The sequence below is a fragment of the Leeuwenhoekiella sp. A2 genome (assembly GCF_047946655.1).
In the GTDB taxonomy this organism is placed as follows: Bacteria; Bacteroidota; Bacteroidia; order Flavobacteriales; family Flavobacteriaceae; genus Leeuwenhoekiella.
Genome location: NZ_CP172311.1, coordinates 3,604,008 through 3,621,185, shown reverse-complemented (window position 1 = coordinate 3,621,185; position 17,178 = coordinate 3,604,008). Strand labels below are relative to the sequence as shown.

The window sequence follows — 17,178 nt, the reverse complement described above, 5'->3', positions numbered from 1 at the left end:
GAGGAGGACCTGAGATACTTAAAAGAAAACTAATTTATTCAAGGTTAACCTTGAAGTATTTAAATATCGATTATTGAATCTGTGCTATGATTCTGAATTTTAAAAGAACAATAAATTGATGTCTCGATATGGTAAATCAAACCAATCTGAAACGGACTTGCTGGTTAAAATTCCGCGGTAAAAGTACAACCCACTTTTCAAACCTCTATCAAAACGAAGCGTATTTTCTAGTCCGCCATTTTCAGCTATATTAAGCAGATAAGGGGTAAAAATATTACTTATTGATAATGAGGCCGTTCTCGCATAACGTGCCGGTATATTTGGCACACAATAATGCACAATACCATGTTTGGTGAAGGTAGGATTATCATGAGAAGTTACCTCGCTGGTTTCAAAACACCCACCCATATCAATACTTACATCAATGATAATAGCTCCATTTTTCATGGTTTCTATCATAGTTTCAGTAACAACAATAGGGGCGCGATCTTTACCTCGTACAGCACCTATGGCAACATCACAACGTCTTAAGGCCTTGAGAAGGTTTTTTGGCTGAACTGTAGAAGTATAAAGAGGTCTGCCAACATTTGTCTGGAGACATCTTAGTTTGGTTAATGAATTGTCAAATATTTTGACATTGGCACCTAGACCTAAAGCCGAACGTGCTGCAAATTCACCCACTGTACCAGCACCTAAAATAACAACTTCTATAGGGGGAACCCCGCTTATATTGCCAAACATTAATCCGTTACCTTCTTCACGGGACATAAGTTCTGAGGCTATTAAAATAGAAGCGGTACCCGCAATTTCGCTTAAAGCGCGTACAGCAGGATATGTACCATCTTCATCTCTTATGAATTCAAAAGCCAAAGCTGTTATGCGTTTTGCGGCTAATGCTGTAAAATACTTTTTTGATTGTGTTTTTAACTGAAGTGCGGAAATGAGAACGGCTTGCGGATTCATTAATGCAAGTTCGTCAAGAGATGGCGGCTCAACTTTGAGCACCATTGGGCAACCAAAAACTTTCGCTTTGTCTTTAGTTATTTCTGCGCCAGCTTCTGAGTAATCATGGTCTGAAAATCTAGCATCTTCTCCGGCATTAGATTCTAAAAGAACTCTGTGACCATGTGCAACAATTGCAGCCACAGCATCAGGAGTAAGACAGACACGCTTTTCTTGAAAATGATTCTCTTTAGGAATACCTATAAATAACGAACCTTTTCTTTTTTCTATTTCTAATTTTTCTTCTTGAGGAAGAAGCTCTTCTCGTGTAAAAGGACTATTTGTTAGGGTCATTTGCTGTTAGATGATAGGAGACCCAAATTACGGATAATTTAAGAAAAGCTACAATTAAATAAGTGATCTACTTTAACCCATATACAATGGCTCGTCATCCTCATCCTCATCATCCTCATCATGGTAAACTTCTTCATCTTCAATCACAAAAGATGAAGGACTGTAATTATAATAAGGATCTTTTTTATTTTCTTTTATATCACCTTTTAAGCTGCCTCTTTGTAATTCAGCAAGGTCAATATTGTGTATTTTATCAAATATTTTGGTACGTATAACATAGATAAATACAAAAGCAAGTAGAATAATAGGAGCAAGCAAGTAAATCTCAGTAATATCTTGAGTACGCATTGTGTCTTCTTGAAAAGTGAGATATATCTGAATTACATACATGCAAATAGGAACCAGAATAGCATGATACCACCAGTGTTTACAGGTAAAAAACCAAATCAAGAACAATATTAAAGGTACTATTTTCCCCATAACTATCCATGCTACAACATTTACGCTATAATAAAAGTTACTATCGTATCTAAAATCAAGTCCCAAAATAGAAAAGTTCCAGACTGGTATGTCCGGAACTCCTTCATATAAGTAAAAAAAGTATGGTGACGCTACTAAAAATGCAGCTATAATACTACCCGTGAGTAGGGACTCTGATCTTCGTTTTGTCCAACTGTTTGCTTGCATAATCTGCTTGATGTTCTTGAGTTGCAGTGTAAGTTAATGCAGTTGCACCGGCAATTAATAAACCTAGGAGTAAAGATTTTAATTTCATAATTGTGAGTTTTTGAGTGTTAATGATTTGTTATACAAAGATGCATTAAACACTTTTATTTTGCCAACTCATATAAAATTATTACTTTCGCGGCCTTTTTTTAGTAATTATCAGTTCAACATTTATTGATTTATATTATTTTTTATCCTTTAACGCTTATTAATCCAAATATAAGTAGTTTAAACTACCAATAATAAAAATAGTGAAAGAAAATCCTTTCATTTTATCTTTATTGTTTTAACATTATTTTAACAAATTTATGAAATACTCAAGTTACGCTGCGTGTCATTAATCGATATTAAATTCGCCGAATGAGATTGTGCAGGTAAAAAATTGTTAATTTTTTCTGGCCATTCAATAAAAATCCAGCCCCCTGAAGCAAAGTATTCTTCAATACCCATATCTAAAGCTTCATTTTCATCTTTTAATCTGTAAAAGTCAAAATGATAGATGGGGGTTTCCCCTATAATATTATACTCGTTTACAATAGAAAATGTTGGGCTCGAAGCCTGATCGCTGGCACCTAACTCTTTGCATAAAGATTTAATAAGTGTCGTTTTGCCAGCTCCCATTTCACCGTAGAATAAAATGGTCTTGTGTTGAGAATTTGCTAATACCTTTCTTGCAACTGAATCTATTTCAGACAGGTTATAGACTATGTTCATCAATTTATAGGATTTAAGGGTCCTGCAATATAGAGATTATCTAGGATTTAATACTATAAAAGGAATTATCATTTCCTCAAGTGAAACGCCGCCATGTTGATATGTATTACGATAATAGCTTACATAATGGTTGTAATTGTTAGGATACGCAAAAAACAGATCGCCTCGGGCAAAAATAAATGAGCTGCTCATATTAATACTGGGCAAGTGTATTTTTTTAGGATCTGTGACTGCGAGAACATCTTTATCCTCATAAGTAAGGCTTCTACCGGTCTTATATCTTAAATTAAGACTTGTATTCTTATCTCCAATTACTTTAGATGGATTTTTTACATTAATTGTACCGTGGTCTGTAGTTATAATTAGCTTAAACCCTAATTGCTGCGATTTCTGAATCATCTCAAGTAATGGTGAATTCTTAAACCAACTTTCAGTTAGGGAGCGATAAGATTTATCATTAGAAGCCAACTCTTTAATAACTTCCATTTCAGTTTTAGAATGGCTTAGCATGTCTACAAAATTGTATACAAGCACAGTAAGATCATTATTTTTAAGAGAGTTAAAATTTTCAACAAGTTTTTTTCCGCCCTTAAGGCTGGTTATTTTATGATATTCCCATTTAAGATCGAGACCCAATCTCTTAAGTTGAGCTTCTAAAAATTTGTCTTCATTTAAATTTTTACCACCTTCTTCTGTATCATTTAGCCAGAGGTCTGGATGTCTTTTTTCCATCTCGCTAGGCATAAGACCTGAGAAAATTGAGTTTCTAGCATACTGTGTGGCCGTTGGCAAAATGCTGAAATAGGTTTGCTCTTTTTCCTTTTTGTAGTAGTTGTTTATGATAGGCTCAAAGGATTTCCATTGATCATATCTTAGATTGTCTATTACTATAAGTATGGTTGATGTGTCTTTACTTAAATTGGGTACAACACGTTCTTTAAACAACGTATGAGACATTACCGGCTTCTCATCATCTGTGAACCAATCTTCGTAATTGCGTTCTATATATTTAAAAAACTGTGTGTTAGCTTCATTTTTTTGAGATTCTAAAATCTCATGCATTCCCTGATCTTCAATATTCTCAAGTTCTAGTTCCCAGTAAACCAATTTTTGATAAAGGTCTGCCCATTCTTCATAAGAATTTACCATGGCAAGTTCCATCGCTATCTTTCTAAATTCCTGCTGGTAAGTGCTGGTGGTCTTCTCTGAAACTAATCTGCTGGTATCTAGATTTTTCTTTAAACTGAGCAATATTTGGTGCGGATTGACGGGTTTTATCAAGTAATCGGCGATTTTTGAGCCTATGGCTTCCTCCATTATATATTCCTCTTCGCTTTTTGTGATCATAACCACAGGAAGGGTATCGCGGTTTGCTTTGATCTCATTTAGAGTTTCAAGACCAGTAAGACCGGGCATATTTTCGTCAAGAAACACAATATCAAAATTCTCTTCTTTAACAAGATCGATGGCTTCAGTACCACTTTGACAGGTTGTTACCTCATAATTCTTCTTTTCAAGAAATATGATATGTGGCTTAAGTAAATCGATTTCGTCGTCAACCCAGAGAATTTTTATAGCATTCATAGTGTATCTTTGTTTAATATTAGGGCATATATGACCGATTTTCAGCCTAAAAAGCCCGATTTTAATTCTAATTGATTTTTGCTTGAAAAACCAGCACAAACTTACGATAATTAACGACCCTATATATGGGTTTATTACCATACCAAAAGGCGTTATTTTCGACTTGATCGAGCATCCGTATTTTCAGCGCCTACGCAGAATTTCGCAAATGGGCATGTCATATCTCGTTTATCCCGGGGCACATCATACCCGCTTTCATCACGCACTGGGTTGTCTATATATTATGGATAAAGCCCTGCAGGTGCTTAAGAGCAAGGGTGTTGAGATATCTCATGAAGAACATGAAGCAGCGATGATCGCTATTTTACTACATGATATAGGTCACGGTCCTTTCTCGCATGCTATGGAACATAGTATTGTAGAAAATATACATCATGAGCAGATATCGCTTCAATTTATGGAAGCTTTAAATGAGGAGTTTAACGGAAGTTTAACGCTGGGCATCAATATATTTAAAGGTGTTTATCAGCGTACATTTTTTAATCAACTTGTTTCTGGCCAATTAGATATGGATCGTACAGACTATCTCAAAAGAGATAGTTTTTATACCGGTATGGCAGAAGGTAATATTAATACAGATCGTATTCTGGCTATGCTTAATGTAAAAGATGATAAGCTGGTAGTAGAAGAGAAAGGAGTTTATACAATAGAAAAATTTCTTGTTGCCCGTAGGTTAATGTACTGGCAGGTATATCTACATAAGACAAGTCTTGTGGCCGAACAAATTCTTGTGCGCGTATTAAAAAGAGCCAAAGAACTCTCTAGTATGGGCGTTGATTTAAAAGGTAGTAGTGCTTTAAAGTTTTTTTTAACTGAACAAATTACTGAGTCAACTTTTAACGATAAGGCGCTTGGTATATTTGCTTCTCTTGATGATTACGATATAATTTCTGCAATGAAAGAGTGGGTTCATCATGAAGATTTTGTGTTAAGAACTCTGTCTGAAATTATAATTTATAGGCGTTTGCTTCAAATAAAAATAAAGAAGAAACCGTTCTCAAAAGAGTTTATAGAACAACAAATAAATAAGGTTATAGATCATTGTAATATTAGTAGAAAAGAAGCGCTCTATTTTGTTTTTGGCGGTACCATTTCTAACCAGGCATACACTTTTAAAAAGCAGGGAATAGATATTCTTACCAGAAAAGGTAAGGTGGTAGATGTTGTTGCAGCCAGTGATCAGCTGAGTTTAAAGGCGTTGTCTAAAGAAGTTATTAAAAACTATATCTGTTACCCTAAGTATAAAGATTAACCCTTTTTTTCTATTTTTGCGATAATGAAATTTACAGCTGCACAGATTGCTGGGATTTTGGAAGGTACCGTAGAAGGTAATGCTGATGCCGAAGTCTCAATGCTATCAAAAATTGAAGAAGGAAAACAGGGTTCGCTAACTTTTTTAGCAAATCCAAAGTACACTCCTTATATATATACAACCCAAGCAAGTATTACTATAGTAGACCGCGATTTTCAGGTTGAACAGGAAATCACAACAACGCTCATACGTGTTGACGACGCCTATAAATCGTTTTCGAAACTACTGGAATACTATAACATGGTAAAACTGAATAAGACAGGAATTGAAAATCCTAGTTTTATTTCAGAAAGCGCTTCTTATGGTGAGAATATCTATTTAGGTGCTTTCTCTTATTTAGGCAGTAATGTAAAAATAGGAGAGAACGTAAAGATCTATCCCAATGTTTATATAGGCGATAATGTTACAATAGGTGATAACTGTGTTATTTTTGCCGGAGCTAAAATTTATTCGGAAACGATAATAGGCAACGAGGTTTATGTACATAGTGGTGCTATAATAGGTGCAGATGGTTTTGGTTTTTCACCAAATGAAAAGGGAGAATATAGCAAAGTACCTCAAACAGGTAATGTTATCATAGAGGATAATGTAGATGTAGGTGCAGGGACAACTATAGATAGAGCTACATTAGGATCTACTATCATCAGAAAAGGGGTTAAACTGGACAACCAGATACAGATAGCTCACAATGTTGAAATAGGCGAGCATACAGCCATAGCCGCACAAACGGGAATAGCAGGATCAACAAAAATTGGTTCGCATTGCCTTATAGGTGGCCAGGTAGGTATTGTAGGTCATATAACTATAGGCAACCGTGTAAAAATACAGGCCCAGTCTGGTATTTCTAGAAATTTAAAAGATGATGAAGCAGTGCAGGGTTCGCCGGCACTATCATATGGAGATTTTAATAAATCATACGTGCATTTTAAAAATCTTCCATCTATTGTACAACGAGTAAACAATTTGACAAAAGATATCTCCCATGATAAGTAAGACCAAGGGAAAACAAAAAACAATCGCCGGTGAAGTCTCTTTAACCGGCGTTGGTTTGCATACAGGTAAAAATGTTACCCTTACCTTTAAACCAGCCAAAGAAAATACGGGTTATGCTTTTAAACGTGTAGACCTGGAAGGACACCCGATCATAGAAGCTGACGCAGACTATGTTACCAGTACAGAGCGAGGTACCAATCTTGAAAAAATGGGGGTTACAATTCAAACCAGTGAGCATGTTCTTGCAGCTTGTGTTGGTTTAGATATTGATAACATCATTATAGAACTTGATGCTTCTGAACCTCCTATTATGGATGGTTCTTCAAAATATTTTATAGAAGCATTAGAGAGTGTAGGGCTGCAGGAACAGGAGGCTTATCGTGAAGAATATGTGGTAACAGAAGTTATCAATTACTTAGACGAGCAATCTGGGAGCGAGATCATGTTAATGCCTTCAGATGAGTACCAGTTGACCACTATGGTTGATTTTGGTACAAAAGTTCTGGGTACTCAAAATGCAAGCATTAAGAGTATTACTGAATTTAAAGGCGAAATATCTAATGCGCGTACATTCAGCTTTCTTCATGAGATAGAGATGCTTCTTGATCACGGTCTTATTAAAGGGGGTGATTTAAATAACGCAATTGTATACGTTGATAAAGAGCTTTCTCCTGGCACGATGGATAAGTTGAGAGAAGCCTTTAAGAAAGATAATATTTCGGTTAAACCTAATGGCATACTTGACAATCTAACACTTCATCATCCCAATGAGGCTGCCAGACATAAACTCCTTGATGTAATAGGTGATCTTGCTTTAGTGGGAACACATATAAAAGGTAAGGTTATTGCTAATAAACCCGGGCATTATGTAAATACACAGTTTGCTAAAAAGCTCAAAAAAGTTATACGTCAGGAAAAGAGAAATAATATACCTACATATGATTTGAGCAAACCTCCCGTTAAAGATGTAAATGCCATTATGGAAATGCTGCCTCACAGGCCACCATTTCTTTTGGTAGACAAAATATTAGAATTATCAGATCATCATGTGGTGGGCTTAAAGAATGTCACTATGAATGAGCCATTCTTTGTTGGTCATTTTCCGGGTGCTCCTGTTATGCCAGGTGTGCTTCAGGTGGAGGCTATGGCACAGACAGGTGGTATTTTAGTATTAAGTACAGTACCAGATCCTGAGAATTATCTTACCTATTTTATGAAAATAAATAATGTAAGATTTAAGCAACAGGTTTTGCCGGGAGATACTTTGGTTTTTAAATTAGAATTATTATCACCTATACGCCGCGGTATATGTCACATGCAAGGATATGCTTACGCGAATGGAAAACTCGTCACAGAAGCAGAACTTATGGCGCAGATTGTTAAAGTAAAGAAAGAAGAGAAGTAGTATGAATCAGCCATTAGCTTATGTGCACCCAGGTGCAAAAATTGCAAAGAATGTTGTAATAGAACCTTTTACAACTATAAATAATAACGTCGTCATAGGAGAGGGTAGTTGGATAGGATCTAACGTTACTATTATGGAAGGTGCACGTATAGGTAAAAATGTAAATATTTTTCCTGGAGCTGTGATTTCTGCTATTCCTCAGGATAAAAAGTTTGATGATGAAGATACAGTTACTATAATTGGTGACAACACAACCATAAGAGAATGTGTCACTATCAATAGAGGGACAACAGATCGCATGAAAACCCAGTTAGGTAAAAACTGCTGGATAATGGCTTATAGTCATATAGCGCATGATTGCATTGTAGGAGATAATTGTATATTTTCAAATAACAGTACATTAGCCGGTCATATTCAGGTAGGAGACTATGTTGTACTGGCCGGTATGGCAGCAGTACAACAATTTTGTACTATTGGTAGCCATGCTTTTGTAACTGGTGGTTCGCTTGTGCGAAAAGATGTGCCGCCATATGTAAAAGCAGGTAGAGAACCTTTATCTTATGTGGGGATTAATTCCATCGGACTAAGAAGAAGAGGTTTTACCACGGAAAAAATTCGGGAAATTCAGGACATTTATCGCATTTTATACCAGAAAAACTACAATAATACGCAAGCAGTAAATATTATTGAAGCCGAAATGGAAGCTACACCAGAACGTGATGAGATACTGCAGTTTATCAAGAACTCACAGCGCGGTATTATGAAAGGATATTTTACAACTAATTAAGAGAACAGAGATTAAAGATTATGGCAACTACATCAGACATAAGAAATGGAATGTGTATTCATTTCAATCATGACATTTATAAAATAATAGAATTTCTTCACGTAAAACCAGGTAAAGGACCTGCTTTTGTACGCACTAAACTAAAAAGTGTAACTAACGGTAAAGTGCTGGATAACACTTTTTCTGCTGGTCACAAAATAGAAGATGTGCGGGTTGAAACTCGTGGATACCAATATTTATATAATGATGGTGAATTCTATCATTTTATGAATACAGATGATTATACACAAATACGTCTTTTAGAAAGTGCTCTTGATCAACCTGGTCTTCTTAAAGAAGGAGAAGTAGTTTCTATTTCTATTAATACAGAAGATAATATGCCTCTCTCTGTAGATATGCCGGCACATGTTATATTAGAAATTGTACAGACTGAGCCAGGTATAAAAGGAAATACAGCAACTAATTCTACTAAAGCTGCAATTGTAGAATCTGGTGCAGAAGTACAAGTACCTTTATTTATTAATGAAGGGGATAAAATTAAGGTTGAAACCGAAAAAGGAACCTACAAAGAACGTATAAAGGAATAATTTGAAATTTCCTCAACCATATACTTTAGAGCAAATTGCAACCATTATTTCTGTGGAATTTGATGGGGATGTCGATTTTCCTGTATTGGGAATGAATGAGATCCACGTGGTAGAATCTGGAGACATAGTTTTTGTAGATCATCCTAAATATTATGACAAGGCTTTAAATTCTGCAGCAACTGTTGTTCTTATCAATAAAAAAGTTGAGAGACCAGAAGGAAAAGCTCTTTTGATTTCTGATGATCCTTTTCGTGATTTTAATAAACTGACTCAGTTTTTTAAACCTTTTGAAAGTGCCACATCATCTATCGCTCCTTCTGCTAAGATAGGAGAGGGAACGGTTATTCAGCCAAGTGTTTTTATTGGTAATAATGTTACGATAGGTAAAAACTGTATCATACATGCTAACGTAAGTATTTATGATAATACTGTAATAGGCGATGATGTTGTTATTCATGGGGGTACTGTTCTGGGTGCAGATGCATTTTATTATAAAAAACGGGCCACAGGATTTGATAAGTTGAGATCAGGTGGGCGAGTAGTTTTAAAGGATTCTGTAGAATTAGGAGCTGCTTGTACTATCGATAAAGGTGTCACAGGAGATACAACAATAGGTAAAGGTTCTAAATTAGATAATCAGGTACATATTGGTCATGACACGGTAATTGGTGAAAATGTGCTTATTGCTGCTCAAACTGGTATCGCAGGATGCGTTATAATAGAAAGTGATGTAACGATCTGGGGTCAGGTAGGTGTAGCGAGTGGTATTACAATTAAAGAAGGTGCTGTCGTTTTCGCGCAAAGCGGTGTAGGGAGAACACTAGAATCTGGTAAATCCTATTTTGGTAGTCCTGCAGAAGAAAGTAAAAAGAAGTTTAAAGAACTTGCCTCAATACGGCAAATTCCGTTTATTATTGATAAAATTTCAAAAATAAAATGAGCAAATCAGGCAAAGACATAGTAAGAGGATTGTACGAATCTGATTTTTTAAATGATGCAAGTATCCTAAAAAAATACTTACATCCTGATGCAGAATTATATTGGAATGCCTCAACTGGTTTTTCAAAAATGACCTATCGCGATATAGCTTCTATGTCTAGTGAGATGGGCCGTTCTTTTATATCGCTCAGGCCATCAGTTTCTCATGTTATGGAAGATGGTGATCAGGTGTGTATACGATTGACATATTATTTGCATACTATTGAGAATCCTGAGGAGGAAGTAGCAATAATTCACTTCATGGCTATATGGGAGTTAAAAGATGGTAAACTTTATAAAGGATACCAGATTAGCCAGCCTAGTGATGAAGATCCTCAAAACACTGATGCTTACAAGCGTATAAAGTCTTAAAAATTCTTTAGCGTTACCTTATAAAAATTTACTTTTGTCACCACTTAAATCCAATTAAAAAATGAGCGTTTTAGTAAATAAAGATTCCAAAATAATAGTTCAAGGTTTCACAGGAAGTGAAGGTACTTTTCACGCCGGTCAAATGATTGAATACGGTACTAACGTAGTAGGTGGTGTAACTCCTGGTAAAGGTGGGCAAACTCATCTGGATAAGCCGGTATTTAATACTGTTGAAGAAGCGGTAAAAGAAACCGGGGCAGATGTTTCTATTATTTTCGTTCCTCCGGCATTTGCTGCAGATGCGATTATGGAATCTGCAGACGCTGGTATTAAAGTTATTATTACAATTACAGAAGGTATTCCCGTAGCAGATATGATTAAAGCTGCGCACTATATTAAAGACAGAGATTGTAGACTAATAGGTCCTAACTGTCCTGGCGTAATAACTCCCGGTGAAGCGAAAGTAGGTATCATGCCTGGTTTTGTATTTAAGAAAGGGAAAGTAGGTATTGTTTCAAAATCAGGAACATTAACTTATGAGGCAGCAGATCAGGTGGTAAAACAAGGTCTGGGCATTACTACTGCAATAGGTATTGGTGGTGATCCTATCATTGGTACAACTACTAAAGAAGCAGTAGAATTACTAATTAATGATCCGGAAACAGAAGCCGTTGTTATGATAGGCGAGATAGGTGGTCAACTTGAGGCAGATGCTGCGCGCTGGATCAAAGAAAGCGGCACAACTAAACCTGTTATTGGTTTTATTGCTGGTGAAACTGCTCCTGCTGGTAGAACAATGGGTCATGCCGGCGCAATTGTAGGTGGCAGTGATGACACCGCTCAGGCGAAAAAAGCTATTCTTAGAGAATGTGGTGTACACGTTGTTGATTCACCTGCAGAAATAGGAAAAAAGGTGGCTGAAGTTTTAGGCTAATCTTTATTATATTTAAAATAGAAAAGCGGATCTAAACATCCGCTTTTTCTATTTCAAATTGAATGTAACCGTAGCGCTGTCAATTAGGGTTTCGTTATATTTGAAAAAACATACACACAAAAATCATCAATTACTAGAATATGAAAATTCTTGAAGGTAAAAATGTAATTATTACTGGTGCAAGCCGTGGTATAGGAAAAGGTATTGCAGAAGTTTTTGCTAAAAATGGAGCTAATGTTGCTTTTACATACAGCTCATCTGCAGGTCCTGCAGAAGAACTGGAGAAAGAATTAACACAATTAGGTGTTAAAGCTAAAGCTTATCAATCTAACGCTGCTTCTTATGAAGAAGCTCAGCTATTGGTTGCAAGTGTATTAGAAGATTTTAGTAGTATTGATGTTTTGGTAAACAATGCGGGTATTACAAAAGATAACCTGCTAATGAGAATGAGTGAAGAAGATTTTGATCAGGTTCTTAATGTAAACCTCAAATCTATCTTTAATATGACTAAGGCCGTACAGCGTACTATGTTAAAACAACGTAAGGGCAGCATTATCAATATGAGTTCTGTAGTTGGTGTTAAAGGAAATGCAGGGCAGGCTAATTATGCGGCTTCTAAGGCTGGTATAATTGGTTTTTCTAAATCTATGGCTTTAGAATTAGGTTCAAGAAATATACGTACTAATGTGGTTGCACCTGGTTTTATTGAAACTGAGATGACAGCAAAATTAGACGAGAAAACGGTTGCTGGCTGGAGAGATGCTATTCCGCTAAAAAGAGGTGGTAAGCCGGAAGATATAGCAAATGCCTGCGTATTTTTAGCAAGTGATATGAGTGATTATATTACAGGTCAGGTTCTACAGGTAGACGGCGGAATGCTAACCTAATTTTTCCCTTAAATAAGCGATTTTATGGCCAAAAATACCGTTATTCTTATTATTCTTTCCGGAATAATAGCGTTAGGTATTGCGGCCTATCAATATTTTTATAAAACTAAAAACAGGAATAAGTATAATTATATATTTTTTCTGCTCCGTTTTGTGACAATATTTGCAGTCTTGCTGCTTATTATAAATCCTACTTTCAAAAACAGAAGCTACACAATTGTAAAGCCCGTTCTTGCTCTTGCCGTAGATAATTCATCTTCTATTGCAAATTTAGATTTTACTGAAAAGGTCAAAAACAGTTTTAATGTCTTACAAAATAGTCGCTTGAGCGATCGTTTTGATATTGATCTGTATACTTTTGGAGAAAGAACTTCATCATTAGATTCTTTAACTTTTGATCAGGGTCAGAGTAACATAGCTCAGGTTTTTCAAACCTTTAATAATGTCTATAAATCATCGACTTATGCGCCTTTACTTATCACAGACGGGAATGCAAATATAGGCGCAGACTACGCCTATGTTGCTGATGAATTAAATACACCTATTTATTTTTTGGCTGCAGGAGATACTACTACTTATGATGACCTCAGTATAGACCGTATAAATGTTAATAGATATGCATATCTTAAAAATGAATTTCCGGTTGAAGTATTAAGTAGTTATGAGGGAAGCCAAACTGTAGAAACACAATTTCTCATCAAATTATCAGGGCGAATTGTTCACAGGGAAAAGGTGAATTTTAGTCCTCAAAATAAATCTCACATTTTTAAAACCTTTCTACCGGCAAGCGCGATCGGCGTTCAGCAATATACTGCTGAACTTTCGCCAATAAATACTGAAAAAAACACAGTAAATAATGCCAAGAATTTTGCTGTTGATGTAATTGATCAAAATACAAAAATTCTTATTGTGTATTCTGTTCTTCATCCTGATCTGGGGGCTTTACAAAAATCAATAGAAAGCAATCAACTTAGAAAAGTAGATTTAATAAAAACCCCCATAGACGCGTCTGTTATCAATGATTATGATTTTGTGATCCTTTATCAGCCAGATAGCGCCTTCAAAAATGTCTTTGCTGAATTACAGAAATTAGAAAAGAACAGTTTTATAATTGCAGGACCTGAAACTGATCTCACTTTTGTGAATGAAAATCAGAACTCATTCAGTCAAAATGCAATTGAAGAATCTGATGAAGCTCAACCTTTATTGAATTCTAATTTTACTGCTTTTCTGCTTGACGATATTGGCTTTTCAGATTTTCCTCCTTTAAATGCTAATTTTGGAGATATTTCTTTGAAATCAATTAACGAAGTAGCACTTTATCAAAATATAAATGGAGTAAATACCTCTAAACCGCTCCTTGCATTGGGCGAAGAAAATGGTGTTAGGCATATTGCTCTTTTTGGAAGTGGAATCTGGAAATGGAGGGCTAAAAATTATATTGAGACTAAAAGCTTTGAAGGTTTTGATAACTTCATTGATAAACTCATTCAATATGGCGCTTCTAAAGAAAAGCGCTCGCGTCTTCAAATTAATTATGAATCATTTTATTATGGTGGCAGTCAAATAACATTGCAAGCTCAATTATTTGATAAAAACTATGTATTTGATAACAGAGGTTCTCTCAATATAAGAATAGAGAATACTCAAAGCAAACAAACATATGAAGCTCCCTTTCTCGTAAAAGGAAATAGGTTTGAGGTTAATCTAAGAAATTTAGATCCCGGTACATATCAATTTACAGTTTATACAAATGACGAGCCTCTCAATAAAAGTGGTTCTTTTACAATTATAGATTACAATATTGAAAATCAAAATTTTAATGCAGACTGGAAAAAAATAGAACGTATTGCACAGGAAACCGAGGGCAGCTCATTTACTATAGGTAACGAGTCAGAACTTATTGCAACACTCATGAACGATGACCGGCATATACCCATCCAGAAGAGTAGTGAAAAAACCGTACCTTTAATCGATTTCAGAATTCTACTATTCATAATTGCTGCTTCTCTTGCGGCAGAATGGTTCATTAGAAAATATAACGGACTCATATAAATCTAAATTAAATATATAACTATGGATAAATTACCTAAGGCAGGTTTGCCTATTATAATAGGTGCAATTATTTTAATAATCATTTTTGCAAAGTCTGCAATTACAATTGATTCTGGTGAAGCCGGTGTTTTGTACCGAACTTTTGGAGGGGGTGTAGTGACTGATGAACCTCCACTTACAGAAGGCTTTCATCTTGTTGCACCCTGGAATAAAGTATTTATTTACGAAGTGCGCAGACAGGAGCTTTTTGAAAAAATGAATGTTCTTTCATCTAATGGTTTAGATATAAAATTAGATGCATCTATCTGGTATCAACCCGACGCAAAAGATTTGGGTAAACTTCACCAGGAAATAGGTGAGGACTATGTAGACAGGATTTTATTACCAACCGTTCGTTCTGCTGCGCGTTCTGTGGTAGGTAGATATACACCAGAGCAGTTGTACTCTTCTAAACGTGATGCTATACAGGCAGAAATTTATGAGGAAACAAGGAAGATCATTAAAAATCAATATATAATTCTTGACGAGGTACTTGTGCGTGATGTGACTTTGCCACCTACAATTAAGACCGCTATTGAGCGAAAATTAAAGCAGGAGCAGGAATCGCTTGAGTATGAATTTAGACTGGTTTCAGCACAGAAAGAAGCGCAAAGACAGATCATTCAGGCGCAGGGTAAATCTGATGCTAACCGTATTTTAAGTCAGTCATTAAATGATCAGATTCTAAAAGATAAAGGTATTGAAGCAACGCTAGAGCTGGCTAAGTCGCCTAATTCTAAAGTTGTGGTGATAGGTGCTGGCGATAGCGGACTCCCATTAATACTTGGTGGAAACAACTAAAAATCGGGTAATTCTATAAAAAAATGGCCGATATTAATCGGCCATTTTTTTATTACGCTCTTCTCATAGAAGCTTTAAAACTATCATCTGCTAAGCCGCTTTTTTTTTGCTGCTGCAGATGTTTCGCTTTAGCTACCCATTGATCATTTTTAATTCTGTCTGGAAAGAATTTGATGAGCTCTGTTACGATCTCAATATCCTTATCATTAAATTTACTTATCTGTGAATAAGTAAATATGCCAATATCATTCAATTTTTCTTCGGTATAGGGACCTATACCTACAATCTTTTGAAGATTATCTGCGTTTTCTTCTGCAGCATAACCTAATCTGTCAAAATCCAAATATAACCCGTCATTATCTGTGGGCTTTTCCAGAACTTGTTGAGAGAATGCTTTTTTATGAAGATTGAGATCAAAATCATTATCTTCAGTTTCAGCAAGAGGTTCTCTTTCATTTCTGCTGCTTATCTGTGTGCTTGCTCTTACCGTTTTAGATTGAGTAGATAAATTTCGCTGCAAAGCTGCAACTTTCTTAATATATTTAGAACGGTGAAAATAATAAGCAAAAGTGTATCCTATAATAAAGGAAACAAGCATTAGTGTAAAAACCTCGATGTAGGCTATAGGTATAGTAATCGTATCTACTTTATCCTGCATGTGTTAGGTTATTCTATTATTACTTCTATTCTGTTGTTTTTTGATCGATGAGCTTTGGTATCATTATTAAAGAGAGGTTCTGTTTCTCCTTTAGATATAGCGCTAACTCGGTCTTCATCTAGACCCATTCGGGTTGTAAGGTACCATTTTATTTGTCTGGCTCGTTCTAAGGCTATAAGATAGTTATCAACATCGTTACCCACATTATCTGTATGTCCCACTATTATTAGTTGATAATCAGTATGTGTGTCTAGTTTTTCTTTGATCGAATTGGCATACTGTTGCAGCTTTTTATCCATCACCAGACCACCATTAGAATAACGAGGATAAATAATATCTCCTCTGGGTGATTTTACCCTTTGCGGAACCGATTTTTCTGCCTTTTCAACCGGTTTTTTATTATAATGATCTTTTAATGAGCTATTTAGTTCATCAAAAAGGAGTGAGTTTTCTGTGTAAACTTCGGTTTGCAACGTATCAATATCATTTAAATGGTCATCTATGTATGACGTTTCATGTATAGTGTCTGCAATAGTTTCAGCATTTTCAAATTGAGCATCATTCTGATCGTTGTCGGCATCGCTTATCCCAGGGCTCGATTGAGATTTTAAGCTTTCATCACCTACAAAAGCATTTGTAGAATATAGAAAGAAAATACCAATGCCTGCCCAAAATAGAAATATGACAAATGCTTTTGAAAAGTTCCTCATTACGATTAACGACACTAAATATCGATTAATCGACAAAAATAACTAATTAACCGGTATCCTTAAATTTTTGCTAAAAAATCTTCAAACTTATTTATCTGCTGAGATATTTTAATTAAGTTTGCTCAACAATGGAAAACAAAAAATTTCATCACCATCATTTTTATACTTGCACTCAGGCGAGGTAAAAATGTTATGTTGAAATTAAACAAAATAACAAAAACCCGTTTGAGCTTCTCAAACGGGTTTTCTGTTTTTGGGCAGCTCAGGCATAACCAACAAA

General features: G+C 35.6%; 17 protein-coding genes. 11 read left to right on the top strand and 6 right to left on the bottom strand.

From position 1 onward, the window contains the following. Nucleotides 1-99: 99 nt before the first annotated feature. The 4 genes from ACH3PA_RS15935 to ACH3PA_RS15920 all read right to left on the bottom strand — a co-directional run bounded on the left by ACH3PA_RS15935 (nucleotide 100) and on the right by ACH3PA_RS15920 (nucleotide 4,320). Nucleotides 100-1,296, bottom strand: a complete 1,197-nt coding sequence (locus ACH3PA_RS15935; protein WP_416442097.1) for an alanine dehydrogenase — start codon at nucleotides 1,294-1,296, stop codon at nucleotides 100-102. 72 nt (nucleotides 1,297-1,368) lie between these two features. After that, a complete protein-coding gene (locus ACH3PA_RS15930) occupies nucleotides 1,369-1,983 on the bottom strand; it encodes a hypothetical protein (protein WP_416442096.1) in 615 nt (204 codons plus the stop codon). 345 nt (nucleotides 1,984-2,328) lie between these two features. Beyond that, nucleotides 2,329-2,736 (bottom strand): tRNA (adenosine(37)-N6)-threonylcarbamoyltransferase complex ATPase subunit type 1 TsaE, encoded by a 408-nt coding sequence (gene tsaE, locus ACH3PA_RS15925; RefSeq protein ID WP_416442095.1) that lies wholly within the window; start codon nucleotides 2,734-2,736, stop codon nucleotides 2,329-2,331. Between the two features lie 36 nt (nucleotides 2,737-2,772). After that, on the bottom strand, nucleotides 2,773-4,320 hold the full coding sequence (locus tag ACH3PA_RS15920; RefSeq protein ID WP_416442094.1) for a PglZ domain-containing protein: 1,548 nt from the start codon (nucleotides 4,318-4,320) through the stop codon (nucleotides 2,773-2,775). An 82-nt stretch (nucleotides 4,321-4,402) separates the two neighbouring features. Here ACH3PA_RS15920 and ACH3PA_RS15915 point away from each other — a divergent pair, with 82 nt between their 5' ends. The 11 genes from ACH3PA_RS15915 to ACH3PA_RS15865 all read left to right on the top strand — a co-directional run bounded on the left by ACH3PA_RS15915 (nucleotide 4,403) and on the right by ACH3PA_RS15865 (nucleotide 15,530). Further along, nucleotides 4,403-5,632, top strand: coding sequence for an HD domain-containing protein (locus tag ACH3PA_RS15915; protein WP_416442093.1), 1,230 nt, complete (start codon nucleotides 4,403-4,405; stop codon nucleotides 5,630-5,632). 24 nt (nucleotides 5,633-5,656) lie between these two features. Next, complete coding sequence (lpxD, locus tag ACH3PA_RS15910; RefSeq protein ID WP_416442092.1) at nucleotides 5,657-6,685, top strand: UDP-3-O-(3-hydroxymyristoyl)glucosamine N-acyltransferase; 1,029 nt, start codon at nucleotides 5,657-5,659, stop codon at nucleotides 6,683-6,685. Further along, the gene (locus ACH3PA_RS15905) at nucleotides 6,675-8,090 is read left to right on the top strand and encodes a bifunctional UDP-3-O-[3-hydroxymyristoyl] N-acetylglucosamine deacetylase/3-hydroxyacyl-ACP dehydratase (protein WP_416442091.1); all 1,416 of its coding nucleotides are present in this window, start codon (nucleotides 6,675-6,677) and stop codon (nucleotides 8,088-8,090) included. Before lpxD ends, ACH3PA_RS15905 begins: the two co-directional genes overlap by 11 nt. Before the next feature lies 1 nt (nucleotide 8,091). After that, nucleotides 8,092-8,877: an acyl-ACP--UDP-N-acetylglucosamine O-acyltransferase gene (gene lpxA / locus ACH3PA_RS15900; RefSeq protein WP_416442090.1), complete on the top strand. Its 786-nt coding sequence runs from the start codon at nucleotides 8,092-8,094 to the stop codon at nucleotides 8,875-8,877. A gap of 20 nt (nucleotides 8,878-8,897) precedes the next feature. Further along, nucleotides 8,898-9,464, top strand: a complete 567-nt coding sequence (gene efp / locus ACH3PA_RS15895) for an elongation factor P (protein WP_416442089.1) — start codon at nucleotides 8,898-8,900, stop codon at nucleotides 9,462-9,464. A 1-nt stretch (nucleotide 9,465) separates the two neighbouring features. After that, on the top strand, nucleotides 9,466-10,404 hold the full coding sequence (locus tag ACH3PA_RS15890) for a UDP-3-O-(3-hydroxymyristoyl)glucosamine N-acyltransferase (RefSeq protein ID WP_416442088.1): 939 nt from the start codon (nucleotides 9,466-9,468) through the stop codon (nucleotides 10,402-10,404). After that, nucleotides 10,401-10,814: a nuclear transport factor 2 family protein gene (locus tag ACH3PA_RS15885; RefSeq protein ID WP_416442087.1), complete on the top strand. Its 414-nt coding sequence runs from the start codon at nucleotides 10,401-10,403 to the stop codon at nucleotides 10,812-10,814. Before ACH3PA_RS15890 ends, ACH3PA_RS15885 begins: the two co-directional genes overlap by 4 nt. Before the next feature lie 61 nt (nucleotides 10,815-10,875). After that, nucleotides 10,876-11,748 (top strand): succinate--CoA ligase subunit alpha, encoded by an 873-nt coding sequence (sucD, locus tag ACH3PA_RS15880; protein WP_416442086.1) that lies wholly within the window; start codon nucleotides 10,876-10,878, stop codon nucleotides 11,746-11,748. Between the two features lie 140 nt (nucleotides 11,749-11,888). Continuing rightward, nucleotides 11,889-12,635: a 3-oxoacyl-[acyl-carrier-protein] reductase gene (gene fabG / locus ACH3PA_RS15875; protein WP_416442085.1), complete on the top strand. Its 747-nt coding sequence runs from the start codon at nucleotides 11,889-11,891 to the stop codon at nucleotides 12,633-12,635. A gap of 24 nt (nucleotides 12,636-12,659) precedes the next feature. Beyond that, nucleotides 12,660-14,690 carry a vWA domain-containing protein gene (locus tag ACH3PA_RS15870; RefSeq protein WP_416442084.1) on the top strand — a complete coding sequence of 677 codons (2,031 nt, stop codon included), beginning with the start codon at nucleotides 12,660-12,662 and terminating at the stop codon, nucleotides 14,688-14,690. 21 nt (nucleotides 14,691-14,711) lie between these two features. Continuing rightward, a complete protein-coding gene (locus ACH3PA_RS15865) occupies nucleotides 14,712-15,530 on the top strand; it encodes a prohibitin family protein (protein WP_416442083.1) in 819 nt (272 codons plus the stop codon). Nucleotides 15,531-15,582: 52 nt separating this feature from the next. On the opposite strand, the gene ACH3PA_RS15860 is transcribed toward ACH3PA_RS15865, so the two are convergent. Continuing rightward, nucleotides 15,583-16,188, bottom strand: coding sequence for a hypothetical protein (locus tag ACH3PA_RS15860; protein WP_416442082.1), 606 nt, complete (start codon nucleotides 16,186-16,188; stop codon nucleotides 15,583-15,585). An 8-nt stretch (nucleotides 16,189-16,196) separates the two neighbouring features. Continuing rightward, nucleotides 16,197-16,898, bottom strand: a complete 702-nt coding sequence (locus tag ACH3PA_RS15855) for an OmpA family protein (RefSeq protein ID WP_416442081.1) — start codon at nucleotides 16,896-16,898, stop codon at nucleotides 16,197-16,199. Nucleotides 16,899-17,178: the final 280 nt, after the last annotated feature.